We start from the raw sequence: 23,472 nt of genomic DNA, 5'->3' as shown, positions 1-23,472 counted from the left end.
GCGCTAGACCGCTGCGCTGTCGGCGGTCACGCCGGCCTGCGCGTCGGGAGCGGAGCTCGACGACGACGCGTCGAGATCCTTGAGCTGACCCTCGATGTAGCCGCGCAGCTGGGAGCGGTACTCACGCTCGAAGTTGCGGAGTTCGTCGATCTTGTGCTCGAGCACGGAACGCTCCTGCTCGAGGACCTGCATCTGCGCGCGCTGCTTGGCCTCGGCCTCGGCGACGACACGAGCTGCGGTGGCGTGACCTTCGGCGATGAGCGAGTCGCGGCGCTGGGCACCCTCTGCGACGTGCTCGTCGTGGAGACGACGCGCCAGCTGGAGCAGGTTGTTGGAGCTCTCAGCCGTGTCGTCGGCCGACGCGGCAGCCGGGGCCGCGACGGGGGCGACGACCGGAGCAGGAGCTGCTTCGACCTTGGCGGGAGCCGCAGGAGCGGCGGGGGCACCGGACTGGAGTTCGGCGACCTTGGCCTCGGCCGCGGTCAGCTTCTGCTGGACCTCGTCCTTCTCCTGGATCAGTCGACGGAGCTCGACGACGACCTCGTCGAGGAAGTCGTCCACCTCGTCCTGGTCGTAGCCTTCGCGGAACTTGGTCTGCTGAAACCGCTTCTGGACCACGTCTTCGGGAGTGAGCGCCATAGCGAACCACCTTCACTGTCGAATCGAAAATCTGTACAACGCCCCCACGCTAGCAAAGTCTGACCCAGAGGGTGAGACATGTTGCCGCGAGTGGAGGCTGCCGCCTGGTGACGGACGTTCTATCGTAGCCACACAATCGTGAGCGACCGGTCGATGACTACAGGAGTTGCACGAGTGTCATGGCGATGATGCAGCACAGCATCGTCAGCGTCCACCCGAAGTCCAGCGCGACCGGACCGATGGCCACGCGCGGCAGAACCCGTCGGAAGAACCGGATCGGCGGGTCGGTGACCGTGAAGCTGAGCTCAGCGAGCACCAGGCCAACGCCAGAGGGGCGCCACTGCGGACGGAGCACTCGGGCGAGATCGAGGATGAACCGCGCCCAGAGCACGAAGAAGTACAGCAGCAGCGCGAAATAGAGGATCGTGCCGATCAGGGAGATGAGAGAAGCCACCCCTCAATTATGACTGTGCGAAGAACGTGGCCTCGGTCGCCTCCGGCGCACCCTGTCCGTTGTCACCGGAGACGGCGACGTGCTCCGGCGAGAGGAGGAAGACCTTGCTGGTGACGCGCTCGATCTTGCCGTAGAGACCCTGCGACAGTCCACTGGCGAAGTCGATGAGCCGGCGGGCGTCTCCATCGCTCATCTGCGAGAGGTTGATGATGACGGGCACGCCGTCACGGAAGCTCTCCGCGATGATCTGTGCGTCGCGGTACTGCTTGGGGTGCACGGTCAGGATCTCGTTGAGGTCCGAGCTCGGGGCGACCGGCTGACGCACGGGGACGGGCTTGCGCAGCGGCGTCACCGGGGCCGGCTTGGCGACGTGCTCCACACGCTCGGTGCGCTCTGCGCGCTCGGTCCGGCGCGGTTCAGCCTGCTGGGCGGGTTCCGCCTGGGCCGAGTGCTGCTGCTCGTAGTCGAGATCATCGTCGGCGAGCCCGAGGTACACCATGGTCTTCTTCAGTGGGTTCGACATCGTTTCCTCCGTGATCTGCGGTCCGTGCTCCTACGAGATTAACGTCACGTGGGGCGTTTCCCGGTGATTGCCGTGCCGATCCGAAGGTGTGTCGCGCCCACCTGGACGGCTTCGACGAAGTCGTGGCTCATCCCGATCGACAGGGCGTTCGCCTGCGGCGCGAGCGCGCGCAGGCGTTCGGACGCTGCAGCCACGCGGGCGAAGGCGGCCGCGGGCGGCTCATCGAGTGGAGCGACGGCCATCAGGCCACGCAGCACCACGCCCTCGGTCTGGAGCGCCTCGGTGGCGAGCTCCTCGAGTGCAGCGTCCCCGACGACTCCCCCGCGTCCGGGATCGGAGGTGAGGTTGAGCTGGAGGAACACGTCGAGTGGCCGCTCCTGCGAGGACAGTGCCCTGAGCAGTTCGGGGCGGTCGACCGAATGGACGGCGTCGACGTACCGACGAACCTGCTTGGCCTTGTTCGTCTGCAGCTGGCCGATGAAGTGCCATGTCAGGCCGAGCCCCTCCGCGGCCGACGCCTTGTCTCGCGCCTCAGGGTGCCGGTTCTCGCCCACGTCGCTCACACCAGCCGCGGCGAGCCGCTCGACCAGGTCGACAGGGTGGAACTTGGTCACGACGATCAGTGTGGGCTCATCGCTCCGACCTGCATCGCGTGTCGCCTGCGCCACGCGGTCGCGGACCTCGTCGAGACGGGCGAGCAGCGCCGGGTCCGGCTCGATGGAGCCGGACCCGGTCGCCGTCAGTTCGTTTCCCACTACTTCAGGAAATCAGGGATGTCCAGTTCGCCCTCGTCGTCGAACGACGGGTCGACGACGACGGTCTCGACGACCGTCTCCGACTGACGAGCGGTTCCGCCGGAGAAGGCGGAGGACGATCCGCGGTTCGCGCTCCAGTCGGAAGAACCGGTGGACGCGGATGCCGACGAGCGTTCTGCGGACTCGGCGGCTGCTGGTGCCGGCGAGCTGATCGGCGCACTCGAGGCCTCGTCGGAGGAGCTCATGACTCCACCGGAGATCACAGCGTCCGCGGGCGACGCAGCCGTCCGGGTGAGCGGCTCGCCACCGTCGAAGCCTGCGGCGATGACGGTGACCCGGACCTCGTCACCGAGCGTGTCGTCGACGACGGCACCGAAGATGATGTTGGCCTCGGGGTGCACGGCTTCCTGGACCAGCTTGGCTGCATCGTTGATCTCGAAGATGCCGAGGTTCGACCCGCCCTGGATGGACAGCAGCACACCGTGCGCTCCCTCGATGCTCGCTTCGAGCAACGGCGAGGCGACCGCGAGTTCCGCAGCCTTGATGGCGCGGTCGGCGCCACGCGAGGACCCGATGCCCATGAGGGCTGACCCAGCCCCCTGCATGACGGACTTGACGTCCGCGAAGTCGAGGTTGATGAGCCCGGGTGTCGTGATGAGGTCCGTGATGCCCTGCACACCGGCGAGGAGGACCTGGTCGGCCGTTGCGAACGCCTCGAGCATGCTGATACCGCGGTCACTGATCTCCAGCAGGCGGTCGTTCGGCACGACGATGAGGGTGTCGACCTCTTCCTTCAGGCGGGCGACACCGAGTTCGGCCTGCGCCTGGCGACGCCGTCCCTCGAAGCCGAAGGGCTTGGTGACGACACCGATCGTGAGGGCGCCGATGGACTTCGCGATGCGCGCGACGACGGGCGCACCACCGGTTCCAGTACCACCACCCTCACCGGCGGTCACGAAGACCATGTCCGCTCCCGCGATGGCCTCCTCGATCTCCTCGGCGTGGTCCTCGGCGGCACGACGGCCGACCTCGGGGTCCGCGCCGGCGCCGAGGCCGCGGGTGATCTCTCGACCCACGTCCAGCTTGACGTCGGCATCGCTCATCAGCAGCGCTTGCGCGTCCGTGTTGATGGCGATGAACTCCACCCCGCGAAGGCCGAGCTCGATCATGCGGTTGACCGCGTTGACGCCACCGCCGCCGATACCGACGACCTTGATGACGGCGAGGTAGTTCTGGTTTGTAGTCACTTCCGGCCTCCGTGAGAACTCTCAACCTCTAGTTCAGGTTTAAAGTCATGCTGCGTATGCATTTTGTCCTTGAGCACGACGTTAGGGCGATCCCGGGAACCGTCCGGGACGCGCCCCCGCGTGTCGGCACATCGAATGCGCAATCCGCGAGCGTCGTCAGCGGACGATGACGCTCGACGTCGACGAGAGGTCGTACTGGTTGACCTGCGAAGGGTCGGTCGCGGCCATGGCACGCTCGAGCATGAGCGCCTTCTTCGCGGAATCCTCGGCACTCCCCCACACCACCTCGGCAGGCGAGTCGACGAGCGTCAAGGTCACGTCGTCTGCGGTCGTCGCGGAGACCGAGGCGACCCGCGCGCGCAGCTCGGCGGGCAGTGCGCGCACCACGGCCGCCGCGGCGACGAAGCCCTTCGAGGTCGCACCGCCTGAGACCATGAGGGTCGGGTACCCCGTGATCGGCTGATCACTCCGCTCGATCGTGACCCCGGCGCCGTCCACGAGGGTGTACACCGTGCCGGACTGCAACACACCGACCGGCTCGCGCTCGACGATGCGGACGACGAGCGTCGACGGCGGCTGCGACTCCAGCGAGTAACTGGCGATCAAGGGATACCCGACGAGCACCGCCTTGACCTCGCCGGCATCGACGAGGGCGAGTGGTCGCCCGAGCTGGGAGGACAGAGCCTCGGTGAGCTCAGCCTGACTCACCCGCGACGCTCCGACCACTTCGATGGTCCGCACCGCGAGCAGCGGTGAGTAGGCGCCGGCGAGCGACACGAGGACGAGCGCGCCGATGATGGCTGCCGCGACGACCCATGGCCGGTGGCGACCACGCTTCCGCGCGGTGAATCGTCGGATCTCCTGGCGTTCGTGCCGACGACGGAGCTTGGCAGCCGTTCGCGGGTCGAGGACGGAGTCGTCGGATGTCGGCGCGTTCGCGACATCCTCCGAGCTCACGGTCGACGCTGCCGCGACGCGCTTCGGCGCAGTCGGCGCGACGGTCGCGCGCTGTTCACGGAGTCGCGCGACGTCGAGGTCGAGGACGTCGGTCGCCTCCTGGTCCGGTTCGGCCCGATCCGGATCCGACGACCGCGCCGACGAATCGCCGCGGACCGGCCTGGACGGCTTCGGTGTTCCACGCTCCGCGGCACGCTCCGTCCGGGGACGGACGTTCGGATCGAAGCCGTCCGGGCGCTTCACCGGAGACCCATCAGGCGGACTCGTGACCGGCGATGGCCTCGAGGAGCTGCGGCACGATCCGATAGACGTCTCCGCAGCCGAGGGTGATCACGAAGTCGCCGGGACGGACGACCGTCGCCGTGTAGTCGGCGGCACGCTGCCAGTCGTCGATGTAGGCGACATGCGCCTGGTCTGCGAAGCGGGTCGAGACCGTCGCACCGGTGACACCCGGCTCGGGGTCCTCCCGCGCGCCATACACCTCGAGGACGACCGTGTGATCGGCGTAGCGCTCGAGGGCATCCGCGAACTCCTGAGCGAACAGGCGGGTACGGCTGTACAGGTGCGGCTGGTGCACCGCGATGATCCGGCCTTCGCCGACGACGGTGCGCGCGGCCGCAAGCGCAGCCGCGACCTCCGTGGGGTGGTGCGCGTAGTCGTCGTAGACGCTCACGCCCTTCGCCACCCCGTGCAGCTCGAACCGACGCTGCGTACCGCCGAACGCGGTGATCGCCTGCAGTGCTGCGGCGGGCTCGAACCCGACGCCGACGAGCACGGCGAAGGCTCCAGCGGCGTTGAGTGCGTTGTGCCGACCGGGGACCCGGAGGGTCGCGGAGTAGTCCTCACCGAGGTACGAGAGCGTGAACGCGACGGGGCCCTGAGACCCGACGTCGTGCAGTCGGACGTCGGCGTCGGCGGCCTCACCGAACGTGAGGATGCGCTTGTCGCCCGCGACCGCCCGCAGCGCGGGGGTGATCCGGACGGCTCCAGCGTCGTCCGAGGAGATCACGACGAGTTCGCGAGCCTGCTCGGCGAAGGTCACGAACGCCTGTTCGAACGCCTCGAGGGAGCCGTAGTGGTCGAGGTGGTCGGGATCGATGTTGGTGATGAGCGCGATCGCTGTGTCGTACAGCAGGAACGAACCGTCGGACTCGTCCGCTTCGACGACGAAGAGCTCGCCCTCGCCCCGTCCGGCGCTCAGACCGAGCGACTCGATCACACCGCCGTTGACGAAGCTCGGGTCGGCTCCCAGTTCGAGGAGCGCGGTGATGATCATGCCGGTCGAGGTGGTCTTGCCGTGTGCGCCGGCGACCGAGACGAGGCGTGTGCCGGAGGTGAGCCACGCGAGTGCCTGCGAGCGGTGCAGGATCGTCAGCCCGCGTTCCTTCGCCAGGAGGTACTCGGGGTTGTCGGCCCAGAGCGCACCGGTCACGACGAGCGTGTCAGCGGCACCGACGTTCGAGGCGTCGTGTCCGATCGCGACCGGGACGCCGAGGGCACGCAGCGCGTCGATGTTCTTCGACTCGCGGACGTCGGAACCCGTCACCCGCGACCCCGCTCCCACGAACAGTCGGGCGATGCCGCTCATGCCGCTGCCGCCGATGCCCACGAAGTGCACGACGCCGAGGTCGGCGGGGATCTCGACGGTGGGGTCTGGCTTGATCACAGGGTCACGCTTTCTGAGAAGTCTGGATCACCGGCCGCGCACGCGCTGCACCGATGGTTGGAGCGCCTCATCGATGAGGGCGATGACGCGGGAGGTGCCGTCGGAGACACCGACGCTCTTCGACTGGGCAGCCAGGTCGTCGACCCGGTGCCGATCGGCGAGCAACGGAACGAGGTGCTCGCGCACCCACGCCGGCACGAACCGCGCGTCATCTACCATAACCGCTCCCCCGGCCCGGACGACGTCGGCGGCATTGAAGCGCTGCTCACCGTTCCCGACCGGATAGGGCACGTAGATCGCCGGAACACCGACAGCGCACAGCTCGCTCACCGTTGCGCTGCCGGCTCGGGACACCGCGAGGTCGGCAGCGGCGATCGCGAGTTCCATCCGCGAGCAGTACTCGAGCAGGTGGTAGTGCTCGACCCCTGGGTCGGAGATCTCGCTCTTCGCACCGGTGATGTGCAGCACCTGCCAGCCGGTGGCGACCAGCTCGGCCGCGGCCGCGCTCATCGTCGCGTTGATGCGCCGAGCGCCGAGCGAACCACCGGTGACGAGCAAGAGGGGCCGGTCTGCGGCGAGCCCGAACTCCTGTCGTGCGGAGGGCCGGAGCGCGTCGCGATCGAGGACCTCGATCTCGTGCCGCAGCGGCATCCCGACGAAGCGGGCGTTGCGGATCGGCGTGTGATGGAACGCCACGCCCACGAACGGCGTGTAGCGGGCGCCGAGGCGGTTCGCGAGTCCCGGACGGGCGTTCGCCTCGTGGATGACGAGCGGGACCTTCGCACGCTTGGCAGCGAGGTACGCCGGCGCTGCAGCGTATCCGCCGAACCCGATCACGACATCGACATCGTGCTCGCGGATCATCGCGACGACTGCGGAGACTGCACTCCGAAGCCGGCCGGGGAACCGGAGGGCGTCCGCGTTCGGACGTCGGGGGAACGGGAGCTTCGGGATCGTGAGCAGCTCATAGCCACGTTCCGGCACGAGCCGCGCTTCGAGCCCCTCCGCCGTACCGACGACGAGCACGGTCGCCTCAGGATCACGCGCGCGCAGTCCGTCCGCGACGGCAAGCAGGGGGTTGACGTGACCAGCGGTACCGCCGCCGGCCAGGAGATAGGTGGTCATCGAGTTGCTCCGGAGGGCTGGAGGCGCCTGGCGGAGGACCGCCTCGGCTGCTGGGAGGTCGGGCGGCCCCGCTCACGCGCGAAGGACAGGACGATCCCGATCGCGACGAGGGTGGTGAGCAGGGCTGTGCCGCCCGAGGAGAGGAGGGGCAACGGGACGCCGAGGACCGGAAGCACGCCGAGGACGACACCGATGTTCACGAGTGCCTGGCCGATGATCCAGGCCATGATGGCGCCCGTCGTGATCCGGACGAAGGAGTCGTCGCTCGAACGGATGACCCGGATGAACATGATCGTGAGGAACACGAACAGGCCGAGGACCAGGATCGCCCCGATGAGGCCGAGTTCCTCACCGATCGCGGCGAAGATGAAGTCGTTGGAGATCGCCGGCAGCCAGCCGTACTTGGCCCGGGAGTTCCCGAGGCCGACGCCCCACAGACCGCCGTTCGCGAGTGCCCAGGTGCCGTGCGTCGATTGCCAGTCGGCGTTCTCGTAGTCACCCTTCCCATCACCGAAGAACGCCATGATCCGCTGCATGCGGTTCGCGCTCGTGACGGCCATGATGAGGAACAGCACGACGCCGGCGAGCACCGGTATGGCGATGAAACGGAGGCGGACTCCGGCGAAGTACAAGGCCGAGAAGACGATGAGTGCCATGATGACGACGGTTCCGAGGTCGCCGCCGAGCAGGACCAGACCGATAGAGATCCCTGCGAACGGGATGACGGGGATGAGCGCGTGCTTCCACTCGAGCAGGCGCGGCTGTTTGACGGTGAGCACGAGTCCGAGCCAGACGACGAGAGCGAGCTTGACCGCCTCGGATGGTTGAGCCGTGAAGCTCCCGATCTCGATCCAGTTGCGGTTCCCGCCGATCTCGTACCCGAGCGGGGTGAAGACGAGCAGCTGGAGCCCCATCGCGCCGAGCAGGAACACCCAGGCCCACTTCTTCCAGAACCGTGCTGGGAAGCGGCTCACGATGAGCATGAGTGGCACACCGATCAGGGCGAACGTCGCCTGGCGCCAGAAGAGTCCGAAGTATCCGTCACCCGCTTCGTACGACTCGACCGAAGAAGACGACAGCACCATCACCAGACCGAGTCCGACGAGGAACAGCGTGACGCCGAGCAGCAGGAAGTAGTTCTTCGACTCGGGCCTCAGCACCTTGCCGAGGGAGATGCGGGCGCTCGACATCGCGCCGCCCGCGGATTGGCCGCCGGTCACCCGATCAGCGCGAGGCGGATCGCCCATCCGCCTCACCTCCCAGCTGTGCTTCGACCGCCGCCTGGAACAGGCGGCCACGGTGCCCGTAGTCCGTGAACTGGTCCATCGAGGCCGCTGCTGGGGCGAGGAGGACGGTGTCCCCCGCCTGCGCGATCTCGGCGGCACGGCGTACGGCCTCCGGCATGACGAGTTCAGTCTGCGCTTCGCTGACCTCGATGACCGTCAGCGACGGCGCGTGTCGTGCGAACGCCTCGAGCACCTCGCTCCGGTCGGCACCGATCACGACGACACCGCGGAGATGATCGGCATGCCGCTCGACCAGGCGGTCGATCGAGACGCCTTTGAGGAGACCCCCGACGATCCACACCACCGAACGGTATGCGGCGAGCGATGCGTCGGCAGCGTGCGGGTTCGTCGCCTTCGAGTCGTCGATCCAGTCGATCTCGAGATTGCGTGCGACGAGCTGGATACGGTGCGCGTCGAGCCCGAAGGACAGGAGCGTGTCGCGGACGGCCTCGACGGTGACGCCTGCCGCGCGGGCGAGCGCAGCGGCCGCGAGGATGTTCGCGACGATGTGCGGGGCGGCCAGGCCGCGCGCCGACAGTTCCTGGACAGTGGAGATCTCGAGGGCGCTGGTTCGGCGCTCGTCGAGGAAGGCACGGTCGACGAGAATGCCGTCGACGACGCCGAAGTCGCTCGGCCCCGGAACGTCGAGACCGAATCCGACGGCACGCGCACCCTCCACGACCTCCGCCTCCTCGACCATCGACATCGTCGCGGCGTCGGCACGGTTGTACACGCAGGCGATCCGCGTGTTCTCGTAGACGACCGCCTTCGCCGCGCGATACGCCTCAGCGGAACCATGCCAGTCGAGGTGGTCGTCGGCGACGTTCAGGCAGACGCTCGCGAGCGGGGAGACGATGCTCCGACGCCCGAGCAGACCGAGCGTGTGCAGCTGGTAGCTGGACAGTTCGACGACGAAGAAGTCGAACCCCTGCGGATCCCGGACGGCATCGAGGACGGGCACACCGATGTTGCCGCACGGGGCCGCTCGGAAGCCGGCCTCGACGAGCATCGATGCGGTGAGCTGCACCGTGGTGGTCTTGCCGTTCGTCCCGGTCACGCAGATCCACTCGGCCGGCGTACCGACCTTGTCCCGCACCCGCCAAGCGAGTTCGATGTCGCCCCACACCGCGATGTCGGACTCCTTCGACCACGCGATGATCGGGTGGTCGGGGTGGAACCCCGGCGAGACCACGACGAGCTCCGGGTCGAAGTCGACGAGCGCCTGCGGCACCGTCGAGAGGTCCTGCTGGAGCAGTGTCGCACCGATCACCCGGACGAGTTCCGCGCGCTCGTCCGCCGCCGTACCGGCGAGCACGAGCACCTCGGAACCGAGCTCGGTGAGGGTGTCGGCGACCGAGAAGCCCGTCATGCCGAGACCGAGCACGGCGACGCGCAGGCCGCTCCAATCGGCGTGCCAGCTGTGCAGCCCGTCCAGCCGCGCCATGCTCATCGGCTCAGCCACTCGAGGTAGAAGGAGCCGACGCCGGCGGCCACGAGCAGTCCGCCGATGATCCAGAAGCGGACGACGACGGTGACCTCGGCCCAGCCCTTCAGCTCGAAGTGGTGGTGGATCGGGCTCATGAGGAAGATGCGGCGCCCGTGGGTGACCTTGAAGTACGCCCGCTGGACGATCACCGAGCCCGCCTCGATCACGAACAGACCTCCGACGAGGACGAGCAGGAGCTCGGTCTTGCTGAGGATCGCGAGGGCCGCGAGTGCACCACCGAGCGCGAGCGAACCGCTGTCGCCCATGAAGATCTGAGCGGGTGAGGTGTTCCACCAGAGGAACCCGATGAGTGCACCGACGATCGCAGCGGCGACGACCGCGAGGTCGAGGGGATCCCGGACGTCGTAACACTTGTACGCGACCTCGTCGGCGAGTGTCGAGCTGAAGCACGACTGGTTGAACTGCCAGAAGCCGATGATGATGTACGACCCGATCGCGAGGATCGAGGCACCGGTGGCGAGTCCGTCGAGTCCGTCCGTGACGTTGACACCGTTCGACGTCGCCGCAACGATGACCGAGGTCCACAGGACGTAGAGCAGGATGCCGACCGCCGGGATGCCGACCGCCATGAAGTTGATGGGGAGGTCCCGGATGACGGAGATGTTGGTCGATGCGGGCGTGAAGCCCTCGGTGTTGGGGAAGTTGATCGCGAGGACGGCGAACACCGTGGCGACGATCAACTGGCCGGCGACTTTGGCCCAGCCGCCGAGACCGAGGCTCTGCTTCTTCCGGACCTTCAGGAAGTCGTCGATGAACCCGACGACGCCGAGGCCCACCATCATGAAGAGGACCAGCAGCGCCGAGACGCCGACCCGCTCCTGGAAGATGAGATAGCTCGCGAAGAAGCCGACGAGGGTCCCGACGATGATGATCACGCCGCCCATCGTCGCCGTGCCACGCTTCGTGTGGTGACTCTGCGGGCCGTCGTCGCGGATGAACTGGCCCCACGCGAGCTTCCGGAACGCCTTGATGAACAACGGCGTCAAGAAGAGCGAGAACGCCAGCGAGATCGCGCCCGCCGCCAATAGGACCCTCATGCGTACAGCTCCCCCAGTCGATCGCCCAGGAACCGGAGACCGGCTGCGTTGGACGACTTGACGAGCACGGTGTCGCCGGGGGCGATCTCCGCGCTCAGATATGCAAAAGCCTCGTCGGCGGTCGGGAAATAGACCGATTCGCCGTCCCACGAGCCCTCGTTGATCGCCGTGATGTGCATCCGGCGGGCCTCGGGTCCGACGACGACGAGACGGCCGATCCCGAGACGAACCACCTGGAGCCCGATGCGGTCGTGCTCTTCACCCGCCCAGTCGCCCAGCTCGCTCATCGCCCCGAGCACGGCGATCGTGCGACCACGCTCGGCGCCGATCTGTGCGAGCGTGCGGATCGCCGCCGACATCGAGTCAGGGCTCGCGTTGTAGGCGTCGTTGATGATCGAGACGTCGTCGCGGCCGCCGAGCGGTTCCATGCGCCAACGCTCGGCCCGGCTCACACCCTCGAGCGCCACGACGATCTCCTCGATCGTCGCACCGAGCTCGTGTGCTGCGGCCGCCGCCGCGAGGGCGTTCATCACGTGATGCTCGCCGAGCACCTTGAACCGCACCGGTGCGGTCGAACCGTCCGCGAGGTGCAGCGTGAACGCGGTGCCGGAGGCGGTGGCTGCGATGTCGGTCGCCCGGACGGACGCCCGGTCGTCGAGCCCGAACCACAGCACCCGCGCCGCCGTGGCCTCGGCCATGCCGGCGACCCTGGGGTCGTCGAGGTTGAGGACCGCGAGGTCCTCCGGGAGCAGCTCGGCGACCATCTCGGTCTTCGCCGTCACCGTGGCTTCGATCCCGCCGAACTCTCCGGCGTGGGCCAGGCCGACCTTCAGCACGACACCGATGTCGGGCTTGGCCATGCGGATGAGCCTCGCGATCTCGCCGATACCGCTCGCACCCATCTCCGCGACCAGGAACCGCGTGGTCTCGGTGACCCGCAGCATCGTGATCGGCGCACCCACCTCGTTGTTGAACGAGGCCTTCGGGCTGACCGTCTCACCGAGCTGCTCGAGGACGGCGGCCAGGAGGTTCTTCGTCGTCGTCTTGCCGTTCGAACCGGTGATACCGACGATCCGGAGGACGCCGAGCGCACGCACCCGACGGATGACCTCGGTCGCGAGGTCGCCGAGAGCCGTCACCGAGTCGGCGACGACGATCTGGGGCACCTCGACGGGCAGTTCGCGTTCGACGATGAGCAGTGCGGCGCCGTTCGACACGGCGGCGTCGGCGAAGAGGTGGCCGTCGGTCTCCTCGCCGGGCTTCGCGACGAAGATGTCACCGGGGGTGATGAGGCGGGAGTCCGTGTCGGAGAAGCCGTTGACGACGAGCTCGGGCGACGCGGACGCAGGGATCAGACGACCGCTGACAGCGGCGGTGATCTCGCTCAGGGTGAGGTCGATCATGTCAGAGCCAGCCAGCTTCCCGCAGTGCTTCCCGCGAATCGTCTCGAGCAGAGTAGGGGATCTTCACGCCCGCGACCTCGTGGTAGTCCTCATGGCCGGGACCTGCGTACAGGATGGCGTCGCCGGGACCGGCGAGCGACAGTGCAGCACGGAACGCCGTCGCAGGATCCGCGACCTCGTGCAGCTCGCGCTCCGGGACGGCCTCGCGGGCGGCGTCCAGCAGGACGCGCCTGATTGAGGCGGGATCCTCACTGCGCGGGTGGAAGTCGGTGATGACGACGACGTCGGCACCGCGCGCAGCGATCGCGCCCATGTCGGCTCGCTTCGTCGTGTCGCGATCACCGTCGGCACCGAACACCATGAGCACGCGCCCCGGGGTCACGGCCCGGATCGCCTCGAGCGTGTTCAGGAAGGCGTCGGGGCTGTGCCCGTAGTCGATGTAGACGACCGGGCCTCGATCCCCGCTGATCCGTTCCGCGCGGCCGGGGATGTACGCGTCGATCCCGCCATCCCGCTCGAGCGCTTGGGCGATCATGTCGAACTCGACCCCGGACTCGACGAGCATCACGATCGCGAGCGCCGCGTTCGCGGCCATGAACCAACCGAGCAGGGGAATGCTCGTGACGAGCGAACGGTCCTCTGGACCGTCCAGACGGAACGTGGTGGAGCCCACGGTCTCATCGAGCATGGTCATGCGCCAGTCGGCTTCGACGTCATCGCGCGTGGTGAGCGTCGTCACCGGGATACGGCTCTGCTCGACGAGGCGACTGCCCCAGTCTGAATCGATCGTCACGACGCCGCGGCGGGCACGATCCGGCTCGAACAGCTCGCGCTTGGCGGCGAAGTACTCGTCGAAGTCGCCGTAGTCGTCGAAATGGTCATGACTGAGGTTCGTGAACCCGACGACGTCGAACACGATGCCGTCGACCCGATGACGGGTGAGCGCCTGCGCAGACACCTCGATGGCGACGGACCGGACCTCGGACTCGCGCATCCGGGCGAGCAGGGCGTGCAACTCACTCGCCTCCGGCGTGGTCAGCGAACTCGTGACGGCGAGCTCACCGATGCGGCGCTCGGCGGTGGAGCTGAGCCCCGAGACGACCCCGAGCTGCGAGAGGATGCCGCTCAGCAGGTAGACGACGCTCGTCTTGCCGTTCGTCCCCGTGACGCCGAACAGGGTGGGGGGTTCCTCCGCCGTGCGGTAGACCCATGCGGCGATGTGCCCGAGCGCCGCGCGCGGCTCGGGGACCACGATGATCGGTAGACCGGCTTCAGCCGCGAGCTCGCGGCCTGCGGCATCGGTGAGCACGGCGACCGCGCCGCGCTCCTTGGCTTGGAGCGAGTACGCGGCGCCGTGGGCTCGCACACCGGGCATGCCGATGTAGAGGTCACCGGGTTCCACCGCTCCCGAGCTCAGGCTCACGCCGCTGATCTCGACGCCGTCGGCTGATCCGACGAGGTCGAGGTCGAATTCCGTCACCAGCTGCGAGAGCGCCCGCAGCTGGGGATGCTCTGGTCTGAGGCTGATCGGGCCCTGATTGTTCACGCTGAGCCCATCCTTCATGAGGTCGTTCAAAAATCGAGCGGCAGATTCGGAGCCGGCTCGGTCGAGGGCTGCACTCCCCTGCTCTTCAGCACCTGGGTGGTCACGTCCCGGAAGATGGGAGCGACAGCAGCCGATGAATTCATCTTAACCGGGTCGGCCAGGTTCACCGAAACGACGAACTGTGGAGCCTCTGCCGGGGCGAAGCCCGCCATCGAGACGAGGTAGCTCGAGCTGTATCCACCGTCGCCGTCCGGCTGCTGGGCGGTACCCGTCTTCATCGCGACACGGTAGCCCGGGACGTCGACGTTCTTCGCGACCCAACTCTGCTGGTCGACCATTTCGAGCATGTCGCTGACCTGCTTCGCGGCGTCGGCGGAGACGACGCGCTTGCCGGTGGCGTCGGGGACCTCTGTCACGGTGCCGTCGGCGTTCCGGCATCCCTCGACGAGCTGGACCGGCATGCGCACGCCGCCGTTCGCAATCGTCTGGTAGAGGCTCGCACCCTGGATGGCGGTGGTGGAGAACCCCTGCCCGAACATGGTCGCGTAGGTGGTCTGGTTGTCCCAGTCGTCCGCGTCCGCCATGAGTCCGCCGGACTCGCTCGGGAAGTCGACCTCGGTCTTCTGCAGCTGACCGAACTTCTGGAAGTACGCATAGCGCGTGTCGGCGCTCATCTTCTCCCCGAACTGGGAGATGCCGGTGTTGGAGGATTGCACCATGACTCCGGCGAGCGTGAGGTTCTCGTCGTCGTGGAACTCGCTGTCGTTGATGTCGGCGCCGTTCGACGGCAGGTACCGGAACGGAGCGACGACCTGGGAGTTCGGGCTCGCGATCCCCTGGTCGATGAGCGCAGCGGCCGTGAGCGACTTGTAGGTCGATCCAGGCTCGAACGGCGCGGCGAACGCCCTCGAACCGCGGTCTTCGGCCGGCGTGGCGCTGACGTTTCCTGGATCGACCGCCGGGTACTCGGCAACAGCCAGGAGCTTGCCCGTGGAGACCTCCATGACGGTCACGACGCCCCAGCTCGCACCCACAGCCTGCGCCTGCGCGGCCAGCGACTGCTGGGCGAACCACTGGATGTCCTTGTCGATGGTCAGGACGACGTCGCCGCCGTCCTTGGCGTCCTTGGTGACCGTCGTACCGGGGAGCGGCAGTCCGCCGCTGCCCTTCTCGTAGGTCGTTCGCCCGTTCTCGCCGGCGAGGCAGGAGTTCTCCATGAGCTCCACGCCTGCCTGCGCCTCACCCTCCTCGCCCACGAAACCCACGATGTTGCCGGCGACGGCACCGTTCGGGTAGACACGGAAGGGCACCTCGCTGAAGGTCGTCCACGGGATGTCGAGCGCCTTCAGCGCCCTGAGCTGTTCGAGGTCGAGGTTCTTGGCGATGAGCGCGTAGAGCGAGTCCTTGTCGGCCGCGAGTGCATCGGTGATGAGCGCGAGCACCTCCGGCCCCGCTTTGCCCACGATCGCGCCGATTTCGTTCGTCGCCTGCTCGAGCGTGATCGTCTGCTCCGTGCCGTCGACGTCGCGCTCGAAGTCGCCCGCATCCTTCGGCGAGACCTGCACGGTGTAGCGCATGACCGCCTCGGCCAGCACCGAGCCGTCGGATGCGAGGATGCTGCCCCGCGTCGCGAGGATGGTGTCGCCGGTCTCGGTCTTCTCGAGCGACTCCGCGCTCAGTTCGCTCGCCCGCACCACCTGGATGTCGACGAGCCGGAGGACGAAGAGGGTCATGACGATGGCGACCGACACGATCGTGAAGGCCAACCGACGTCTGGTGGTCTTCGAGTGCCTCACCATGCTGCCTTCACCGCGTCCTCTCGCTGCCCAGCGTCCCGATGGGGTGACTGACCCTGTGTGCGGAGCCGTGCGATCATCGCGTGGTCGGCGACGGCAGCCCGTCCTGCAACGGTACGGGCGTCGATGCCGCATCCTGGCTCGACGCGCCGTCCGCCGCGGGAGCGTTCTGCCCACCGACGAGCGGGATCGTGGCCGTCTGCGAGTTCGGGACGAGCGAGGCGCCGAAGATGGGACTCGTCGCCGCCGAGGCCGGCGTCGGCGCGCCGAGCACCGCTCCGTCGGAGAGCCGGAGGTAGCTCGGCAACGAGTTGCCGATCATCCCGAGTGCCTGCGCGTTCACCGCGAGGTACTGCGGCGAGGCGAGGCGGTCGAGGTCCTCGGCGAGGGCCGCGGAGGTACGGCTCAGCTCCACCTGCTCGCCCTCCAACTGCTGGATCTGGTAAGCACCCTGGCTGAGCCCGACGCTCAACAGCAGCTGACCTGCGACGATGGCGACGACCGCTCCGACCACGATGACCGCGTACATCGGACGCGGGCGGGTCCTGGCGAGGGCGCCCGGCAGCACCGCGCGGATGTGCCGCCGCTCCGGAGCGGTGCGCTCCGGTTGCGGCTTCAGGCGGCCGAGTCGCTCGGGCGCGAGATCGAGTGCTGCCGTCGCTCCGCTCATGCTGGCCTCCTCAGCCGTTCCGCCGCGCGCAGACGCACGGGCTTCGCTCTCGGGTTCTCTTCGATCTCGGCCTCCGTGGCGAGCTCCGCACCCTTGACCAGGAGCTTCAGTTCAGCGCTGTGCTCCGGCAGCTCGACGGGGAGACCGGGAGGTGTCGTGGACTTCGCCCTCGCCTGCAGCTCGCGCTTGACGATCTTGTCCTCGAGGGACTGGTAGGCGAGGAAGACGATGCGTCCACCGACGCGCAGCAGGTCGAGGGCGCGAGGTACCGCGTCCTCCAGGACCGACAGCTCCGCGTTGACCTCGATCCGCAATGCCTGGAACACCCGCTTGGCAGGGTGGCCGGTGCGGCGGGCCGCGGCCGGGGTCGCACGGTCGATGAGGTCGACGAGCTGACCGGAGCTCGTGAGCGGGCGCTGCTGACGCTCCTCGACGATGCGGCGGGCATAGCGCTGCGCCAGCTTCTCGTCGCCGTACTCCCAGAAGATCTTTCGCAGCGCGATCTCGTCGTAGGTGGCCAGGATCGTCTCTGCGGTGAGTTCGCTCGACGCGTCCATCCGCATGTCGAGTGGCGCGTCCTGCGAGTAGGAGAATCCGCGTTCAGCGCGGTCGAGCTGGAGGCTCGAGACGCCGAGGTCGAACAGGATGCCGTCGACCTGGGGGAAGCCGAGCTCCTCAGCCGCTTCGTCGATGTCGTCGTACACGGCCTTCACGAAGCGTGCCCGAGAGCCGAAGCGGGCGAGACGCTCCTCGGCGATCGTCAGCGCGTCGAGGTCGCGGTCGAGCCCGATCAGGGTGAGCCCGGGGAATCGTTCGAGCATCGCCTCGGCGTGCCCGGCCATGCCGAGGGTCGCGTCGATGAGCACGGCTCCCTCATGCGAGATCGCCGGCTCGAGCAGATCGATGCACCGCTGCAGGACCACCGGGGTGTGGATGTCGTTGATTGCCATATGCGTATTCCGGACGGTCCCTGGCCCCTGATCCCCATCCGTTCCGACCTGGCACCGGGGAAGTGTGTCAGGGCGAGGGACGGCTGGGCGTCAGGGGGCAGGCACTAGAAGAGTCCGGGAATCACCTCCTCGGCGGTCTCGGAGAAGACGCTCTCCTGTTCGGCGAGGTAGGACTCCCAGGCCTCGGCGTCCCAGATCTCCGCGCGGCTCCCGGCACCGATGACCACCAGGTCACGGCTGAGTCCGGCGTACTGGCGGAGGTTGGACGGAATGGTCACACGGTGCTGCTTGTCGGGGGTCTCCGCGCTGGCCCCGGAGAGGAACACGCGCAGGTAGTCCCTGGCCTGCTTACTCGTGACCGGTGCCTGCCGGATCTTGTCGTGGAGCGCTTCGAACTCGCGCGTGCTGAAGACGTAGATGCAGTGCTCCTGGCCCCTGGTCATGACGACCCCACCGGACAGTTCATCGCGGAACTTGGCCGGCAGGATGATGCGGCCTTTCTCGTCGAGCTTGGGGGCATGGCTACCGAGGAACACGCGTCCCCACCCCCAATCGTTCCGGCCAACATCTTGGTTGGGCTCCACTTTACTCCACTTTCCCCCACAAACACAGCGATCTGAGTGATTATGAGGAACATGGGCATAGAAATACCCCGAGAAATCAATGTTTCTCGGGGTGGAGGGAAATGGAGGGCTTTGGTATCACCGAGGGGCGGACGGGAGCGCCTGGAACGACAAAACGGGGCCGATCCGAAGATCAGCCCCGTTCACACCCCTCCGGCGACGAGGCCGCGGTGGAGCGAAGTGGAGTCTGGTGGGCGGGAGTCTCAGACGACCCTGCCCGTGGCGCGCTATTGCTGGTCGCCGGACTGGCGCTTGTCCCAGCGGTCGTTGAAGCGGTCCATGAGTCGTGACGACTTCTGACCGGCGGGGGCCGCCTGCCGCGGGCGCGGCTGCTCGAGCGGCGCGCGCGTCGGCTTGGTGGCCACGAGGACTCCGGTCAGCATGATGGCGAAGCCGAGCAGACCGACGATGGGCTGCTGGATCACGACCCCGAGCACGAGGCCGATCGCTCCCACCACAGCGATGAGTGAGCCGAGAGCGATTCCGCGATAGCTCGGCTTGCCTGCGCCAGCACTGACCTTGGAGACGAATTCGGCATCGCTGCGGTAGAGGTGGCGTTCCATCTCATCGAGGAGCCGTTGCTCCTGCTCTGAAAGTGGCATCTGATTCCCCTCAAGGTCACACGACGCGACGTAGTTGATCAAGTCTAGTCACCGAAGCATGACTAGGCTAGGTGCGTGATCGAAAGTACTGAACTCGCCACCATGGTAGGCCGCGGGCTCACCGACTTTCTCTCTTCGCGCAGCTCCATTGTCGCGCAGATCGGGCCGGAGCTCTCCCCGTTTCTCGACTTCTCCCGGGATTTTCTCAGCGCTGGAAAGCGGTTCCGCGCACAGTTCTGCTTCCGCGGTTGGCAGGCCGTCTCCGCCGGGCGTCATGCGAGCGGCCGGAGCGGCCTCGACACGGTCGTCTCAGCCTGCGGAGCGCTCGAACTCTTCCACGCTGCGGCGCTCGTCCACGACGACATCATCGACAACTCCGACACCCGCCGCGGCGCCCCGTCCGCGCACGCCGCCTTCGCCGAACTGCACCGCAGCAGTCGTTGGGACGGCGACGCCAGATCGTTCGGCACCGGAGCCGCGACCCTCCTCGGCGACCTCCTCCTCGGCTGGAGCGACGAGATGCTCGACGACGGTCTGGACCTCCTCGACGACCGCCGTGCAGCTCGGGCCGCCCGCGCGGAGTTCAACCGGATGCGCACCGAGGTCACTGCAGGACAGTACCTGGACATCCTCGAGGAGCGCGCCTGGCGCGACGCGGCCGAGGACGAGCACCGGAGCCGCGCTGAACGCGTGCTGATCTTCAAGTCGGCGAAGTACAGCATCGAGTCGCCGCTGGCGCTCGGCGCCCTGCTCGGCGGCGCGAGCGAGCAGCAGCTGGCCTCGCTGCGCGCCTACGGGCTCCCCCTCGGTATCGCCTTCCAGCTGCGCGACGACCTGCTCGGCGTCTACGGCGACCCGGCAGTGACCGGCAAGCCGAGCGGGGACGACCTCCGGGAGGGCAAGCGGACGATCCTCATCGCCCTCACACGGGAGAACCTGCAGCCCGGCTCGCGCGCGATCCTCGACGAACTCCTCGGCGACCCGGAGCTCGACGACGACCAGATCGGTCTCCTGCAGGCGACCATCCGCGACAGCGGTGCGGTCGACCAGGTGGAGAAGCTCATCCAGGAGCACGTCGCCCGAGCACTCACCGTCCTCGGCGAGGCTCCGATCAACGACGACGCCCGGGCGCATCTGCGCGGGCTGGCGGTCGCGGTGGCGCGCCGCGACACCTGAGCCGACGTCGCGGTGACCCTGGCCAGCTCCTGCAATCGCGCAGGACCGGCTGGATCAGGCCAGGGCTTGTGCCACCCGGCGAACCTCGGAGCGACGTCCGGCGCGGAGGGCTTCGATGGGAGAGGTTCCGATGGCGTCGTCTTCCTCGAGCATCCACACCATCGCGGCCTCGTCGTCGAAGCCGTTGTCGGCGAGGAGGATGAGCGTGCCACGGAGGTTGTGCACCGGCGCACCGTCCTTGATGAACGACGACGGCACTTGGAGTACCCCGTCGCGGCGGACGGCGAGGAGGTCTCGCTCGTCGAGGTACTGCCGGATGCGGCGGATCTGGAGGCCGAGTTCGGTCGCCAGATCGGGAAGGGTGAACCATACGAGTTCGGAATTCTGCTCAGTCACGCACAGCAGTCTGCCACGACTGCGCAGCTCACGGCATACCGGTCATCGCTGGCGACCGTGCCCACGGGTGCCAGCATCGCGTTCGCGTAACGATCGGACGACGTCGCCCGGCTCCCGGGGTGTTGTCAGCGCTTCCCGCCGCTCGTTCCATACACTCGTCTGGTGAGCACCAATCAGCAGACCGATCCCATGATCGGACGTCTCCTCGACGGGAGATATCAGGTGCGCTCACGCATCGCGCGCGGCGGCATGGCCACGGTGTACCTCGCCACCGACCTGCGCCTCGAGCGCCGCGTCGCGATCAAGGTCATGCACGGACACCTCTCCGACGACACGACGTTCAAGAACCGCTTCATCCAGGAGGCGCGTTCAGCGGCTCGGCTCGCGAACCCGCACGTCGTCAGCGTGTTCGACCAGGGCCAGGACTCCGACATGGCGTACCTCGTCATGGAACACCTCCCCGGTATCACGCTCCGCGACCTCATCCGCGACAACGGCACGCTCACACCACGCCAGGCCGCGGACATCCTCGACGCCGTGCTCTCCGGTCTCGCCGCAGCACACCGAGCAGGCATCGTGCACCGCGACGTCAAGCCGGAGAACGTCCTCCTCGCCGACGACGGGCGGATCAAGATCGGCGACTTCGGGCTCGCCCGCGCCGCCAGCGCCAACACCGCGACCGGACAAGCCCTGCTCGGCACGATCGCGTACCTCTCCCCCGAACTCGTCACCCGCGGCCAGGCCGACGCCCGCAGCGACATCTACGCGCTCGGCATCATGCTCTACGAGATGCTGACCGGCGAGCAGCCCTACAAGGGCGAACAGCCGATGCAGATCGCCTATCAGCACGCGAACGAGTCGGTGCCGGCGCCGAGCGCGAAGAACCCGGCGGTGCCGAAGGAACTCGACGACCTCGTGTTCTGGGCCACCGAGCGTGAACCGGACGACCGGCCGGCCGACGCCGGCGTCATGCTCGAACGGCTGCGCTCGATCGAGTCGAACCTCGGATTCACGTCCGTTGCCACGGGCGCCCAGCCGACGATCGTCATGCCCGCCTCCTACTCGAGCGAGCTCGCGGACGACGCGACCCAGGTCATCGGTCGCAACACGAAGCCGCAGAAGGTGGCGGCTCGACCCGACGCGACCGACGGCCCCGGCAGACTCGCGACCAAGGCCCGGAAGCGACGCCGGATCGGTGTCGCCATGTTCACGATCGTGCTCATGCTCGCGGCCCTCGCCGGTGGCGCCGGCTGGTACTTCGGTCAGGGTCCGGGGTCCCTCGTCGCCGTACCCGAGGTCGCCGGCGGAAGCTACGACCAGGCCGCCGCCGCCCTGAGCGCCGAGGGGTTCGTCCCGGTCGAGGGAGCCACGTTCAGTCTCACGGTGCCCGCAGGCACCGTCGCCGCCAGCGATCCCGCGTCAGGCACCAAGGTCGACAAGGGCACCTCCGTCACCGTCCTCGTCTCGAAGGGGCCGCAGCCCGTCGACATCCCGGTCCTCGCCGGGCTCACGCAGAGTGACGCCGAAGCTCAGCTGAAGGCCATCGGCGTGAGCGTCGACACGGTGAACCAGCAGTTCGACGCGAGCGTCGCGAAGGACATCGTCCTCGCGGCCTCGGACTCGATCTCCGGTGCGGACTTCGGCCAGGGCGGACCGTCCTTCGAGGGCTCGAAAGTGACGCTGCTCGTGTCCGCTGGACAGGTGCCGGACGTGTCCGGCATGACTCCGGGACAGGCCGGCGACGCACTGCAAGCGGTGGGACTCGGGGTCGGTGCATCGAGCGAGGCGTTCGACGACACGATTCCCGCGGGTCAGGTCGTCGGTATCCAGCCGAAGACCGACGCCGACGGCAACGAGGCCGCGTTCATCCCGGGCGACGATGTGACGTTGATCGTGTCGAAGGGCGTCGAGCTCATCGCCGTCCCCGACACCACCGGGCAGACGATCAACCAGGCGATCACCACGCTCCAGGACGCCGGGTTCACCGTGGGCGACATCGCTGTCGCCGAGGCGTTCCGCGACATCTTCAAGGTCAAGAAGACCGACCCTGCGGCCGGGAAGTCGGTCAAGAAGGGCTCGACGATCAACATCACCGACTTCGGTCTCTGAGCTTCGACGCGATCGACGGGCTCAGCGAACAGGCTGCCTCTCGGGGAGCGTGGGCAGGCTGGTACGCTCGCGTCATGACGCCAGAGGACCTCGCGGAACTCGCGCACCTCCGACGCGCGCGCGATCTGATCGACCGGGCCTACGCCCAACCACTCGACGTGCCGACGATGGCGGCGAAGGCGCTCATGTCGCCGGCGCACTTCTCGCGCCGATTCCGGGCGACCTACGGCGAGACGCCCTACGGCTACCTCATGACGCGGCGCATCGAGCGGGCGATGGCCCTCCTCCGTGGCGGGAGTACGGTGACGGACGCGTGCATCGCCGTCGGCGCGACGTCCCTCGGTTCGTTCAGCACCGCGTTCACCGCCATCACCGGCGAGACCCCCAGCGCGTATCGTGCGCGCGAACACCGGGCAGTCGACGCCATGCCCGGCTGCGTCGCGAAGACGACGACGAAACCCGCGCACCGGCCCGTCTCCCCGTCGCGGGCATCGAGCAGGATCCGAGAAGCGGGCGGCACGGGCGCGGCGTAACGTCGTCCCCATGACCATCTCACTCCAGTACTGCAACATCACCGTCAACGACGTCGACGAGGCGATCGCCTTCTACGGCGCCGCACTCGGCCTGCAGGTGCGCAACGACGTCGCGAACGGCGGGTTCCGGTGGGTCACGCTCGGCAGTGACGCACAGCCCGGGCTCGACATCGTGCTCTCGGCACCCCACGCAGGACGGTCACAGGCCGACGGCGACGCCCTGCAGGAACTGTTGACGAAGGGTGTGCTCCCCATGCTCGTCTTCCGGGCCGATGACCTCGACGCCACCTTCGAGACCGTCCGGGCTTCGGGGGCCGAGGTGTTGCAGGAGCCGATGGACATGGGTTGGGGTGCACGTGACTGCGCGTTCCGCGACCCGTCGGGCAACATGGTGCGCATCTCGCAGGCGTGAGGATCAGCCCGGATCACGACGCAACGCCGAAGCGCCCGCCCCGACGGATCGGGACGGGCG

Annotated in this window: 23 protein-coding genes; 4 read left to right on the top strand and 19 right to left on the bottom strand. The window is 67.9% G+C overall.

All coding sequences use genetic code 11. The features are described from left to right. Positions 1–3 precede the first annotated feature (3 nt). The 18 genes from KXS11_RS04530 to KXS11_RS04445 form a co-directional block, all read right to left on the bottom strand. Positions 4–639 carry a DivIVA domain-containing protein gene (locus tag KXS11_RS04530; protein ID WP_437384269.1) on the bottom strand — a complete coding sequence of 212 codons (636 nt, stop codon included), beginning with the start codon at positions 637–639 and terminating at the stop codon, positions 4–6. A gap of 157 nt (positions 640–796) precedes the next feature. Next, a complete protein-coding gene (locus tag KXS11_RS04525; protein WP_437384268.1) occupies positions 797–1,093 on the bottom strand; it encodes a YggT family protein in 297 nt (98 codons plus the stop codon). Between the two features lie 7 nt (positions 1,094–1,100). Further along, the gene (locus tag KXS11_RS04520) at positions 1,101–1,616 is read right to left on the bottom strand and encodes a cell division protein SepF (protein ID WP_437384267.1); all 516 of its coding nucleotides are present in this window, start codon (positions 1,614–1,616) and stop codon (positions 1,101–1,103) included. 44 nt (positions 1,617–1,660) lie between these two features. Beyond that, a complete protein-coding gene (locus KXS11_RS04515; protein WP_437384266.1) occupies positions 1,661–2,371 on the bottom strand; it encodes a YggS family pyridoxal phosphate-dependent enzyme in 711 nt (236 codons plus the stop codon). Further along, entirely contained in the window at positions 2,371–3,618 is a 1,248-nt protein-coding gene (gene ftsZ / locus KXS11_RS04510) for a cell division protein FtsZ (RefSeq protein WP_437384265.1), read from the bottom strand. The genes KXS11_RS04515 and ftsZ overlap by 1 nt, the downstream gene beginning before the upstream one ends. Before the next feature lie 156 nt (positions 3,619–3,774). Further along, complete coding sequence (locus tag KXS11_RS04505) at positions 3,775–4,818, bottom strand: FtsQ-type POTRA domain-containing protein (RefSeq protein ID WP_437384264.1); 1,044 nt, start codon at positions 4,816–4,818, stop codon at positions 3,775–3,777. A gap of 10 nt (positions 4,819–4,828) precedes the next feature. Next, positions 4,829–6,241, bottom strand: coding sequence for a UDP-N-acetylmuramate--L-alanine ligase (gene murC, locus KXS11_RS04500; protein WP_437384263.1), 1,413 nt, complete (start codon positions 6,239–6,241; stop codon positions 4,829–4,831). Between the two features lie 27 nt (positions 6,242–6,268). Next, complete coding sequence (locus tag KXS11_RS04495; RefSeq protein WP_437384262.1) at positions 6,269–7,366, bottom strand: UDP-N-acetylglucosamine--N-acetylmuramyl-(pentapeptide) pyrophosphoryl-undecaprenol N-acetylglucosamine transferase; 1,098 nt, start codon at positions 7,364–7,366, stop codon at positions 6,269–6,271. Beyond that, positions 7,363–8,613, bottom strand: coding sequence for a putative lipid II flippase FtsW (gene ftsW, locus KXS11_RS04490; RefSeq protein WP_437384261.1), 1,251 nt, complete (start codon positions 8,611–8,613; stop codon positions 7,363–7,365). Before ftsW ends, KXS11_RS04495 begins: the two co-directional genes overlap by 4 nt. After that, positions 8,591–10,102, bottom strand: coding sequence for a UDP-N-acetylmuramoyl-L-alanine--D-glutamate ligase (murD, locus tag KXS11_RS04485; RefSeq protein WP_437384260.1), 1,512 nt, complete (start codon positions 10,100–10,102; stop codon positions 8,591–8,593). Before murD ends, ftsW begins: the two co-directional genes overlap by 23 nt. Beyond that, positions 10,099–11,196, bottom strand: a complete 1,098-nt coding sequence (mraY, locus tag KXS11_RS04480; protein WP_437384259.1) for a phospho-N-acetylmuramoyl-pentapeptide-transferase — start codon at positions 11,194–11,196, stop codon at positions 10,099–10,101. Before mraY ends, murD begins: the two co-directional genes overlap by 4 nt. After that, the gene (locus KXS11_RS04475) at positions 11,193–12,599 is read right to left on the bottom strand and encodes a UDP-N-acetylmuramoyl-tripeptide--D-alanyl-D-alanine ligase (protein WP_437384258.1); all 1,407 of its coding nucleotides are present in this window, start codon (positions 12,597–12,599) and stop codon (positions 11,193–11,195) included. The genes mraY and KXS11_RS04475 overlap by 4 nt, the downstream gene beginning before the upstream one ends. A 1-nt stretch (position 12,600) precedes the next feature. Next, the gene (locus KXS11_RS04470; RefSeq protein ID WP_437384257.1) at positions 12,601–14,145 is read right to left on the bottom strand and encodes a Mur ligase family protein; all 1,545 of its coding nucleotides are present in this window, start codon (positions 14,143–14,145) and stop codon (positions 12,601–12,603) included. Positions 14,146–14,171: 26 nt separating this feature from the next. After that, positions 14,172–15,944 (bottom strand): peptidoglycan D,D-transpeptidase FtsI family protein, encoded by a 1,773-nt coding sequence (locus KXS11_RS04465; RefSeq protein ID WP_437384256.1) that lies wholly within the window; start codon positions 15,942–15,944, stop codon positions 14,172–14,174. A gap of 73 nt (positions 15,945–16,017) precedes the next feature. Further along, positions 16,018–16,611, bottom strand: a complete 594-nt coding sequence (locus KXS11_RS04460; RefSeq protein WP_437384255.1) for a hypothetical protein — start codon at positions 16,609–16,611, stop codon at positions 16,018–16,020. After that, positions 16,608–17,561: a 16S rRNA (cytosine(1402)-N(4))-methyltransferase RsmH gene (rsmH, locus tag KXS11_RS04455; RefSeq protein ID WP_437384254.1), complete on the bottom strand. Its 954-nt coding sequence runs from the start codon at positions 17,559–17,561 to the stop codon at positions 16,608–16,610. Before rsmH ends, KXS11_RS04460 begins: the two co-directional genes overlap by 4 nt. 104 nt (positions 17,562–17,665) lie before the next feature. Next, positions 17,666–18,097 (bottom strand): division/cell wall cluster transcriptional repressor MraZ, encoded by a 432-nt coding sequence (mraZ, locus tag KXS11_RS04450; RefSeq protein ID WP_437384253.1) that lies wholly within the window; start codon positions 18,095–18,097, stop codon positions 17,666–17,668. A 314-nt stretch (positions 18,098–18,411) separates the two neighbouring features. Continuing rightward, positions 18,412–18,786 (bottom strand): DUF3040 domain-containing protein, encoded by a 375-nt coding sequence (locus KXS11_RS04445; protein ID WP_437384252.1) that lies wholly within the window; start codon positions 18,784–18,786, stop codon positions 18,412–18,414. Positions 18,787–18,861: 75 nt separating this feature from the next. On the opposite strand from KXS11_RS04445, the gene KXS11_RS04440 reads away from it, so the two are divergent. Beyond that, positions 18,862–19,962, top strand: coding sequence for a polyprenyl synthetase family protein (locus KXS11_RS04440; protein ID WP_437384251.1), 1,101 nt, complete (start codon positions 18,862–18,864; stop codon positions 19,960–19,962). Positions 19,963–20,016: 54 nt separating this feature from the next. Here the strand turns inward: KXS11_RS04440 and KXS11_RS04435 are convergent, their stop codons facing one another. Beyond that, positions 20,017–20,358 carry an Rv2175c family DNA-binding protein gene (locus KXS11_RS04435; protein WP_437384250.1) on the bottom strand — a complete coding sequence of 114 codons (342 nt, stop codon included), beginning with the start codon at positions 20,356–20,358 and terminating at the stop codon, positions 20,017–20,019. A 162-nt stretch (positions 20,359–20,520) separates the two neighbouring features. Between KXS11_RS04435 and pknB the strand changes: the two genes are divergently transcribed. The 3 genes from pknB to KXS11_RS04420 all read left to right on the top strand — a co-directional run bounded on the left by pknB (position 20,521) and on the right by KXS11_RS04420 (position 23,412). After that, positions 20,521–22,467, top strand: a complete 1,947-nt coding sequence (gene pknB, locus KXS11_RS04430) for a Stk1 family PASTA domain-containing Ser/Thr kinase (protein WP_437384249.1) — start codon at positions 20,521–20,523, stop codon at positions 22,465–22,467. Between the two features lie 74 nt (positions 22,468–22,541). Next, complete coding sequence (locus KXS11_RS04425) at positions 22,542–23,000, top strand: helix-turn-helix transcriptional regulator (RefSeq protein WP_437384248.1); 459 nt, start codon at positions 22,542–22,544, stop codon at positions 22,998–23,000. 10 nt (positions 23,001–23,010) lie between these two features. Continuing rightward, complete coding sequence (locus KXS11_RS04420; RefSeq protein WP_437384247.1) at positions 23,011–23,412, top strand: VOC family protein; 402 nt, start codon at positions 23,011–23,013, stop codon at positions 23,410–23,412. Positions 23,413–23,472: the final 60 nt, after the last annotated feature.

The sequence above is a fragment of the Plantibacter flavus genome (assembly GCF_051487245.1).
Lineage (GTDB): Bacteria > Actinomycetota > Actinomycetes > Actinomycetales > Microbacteriaceae > Plantibacter > Plantibacter flavus_B.
Note: the sequence above shows the minus strand (reverse complement) of the source record. Positions and strands in the feature narration are given on the sequence as shown.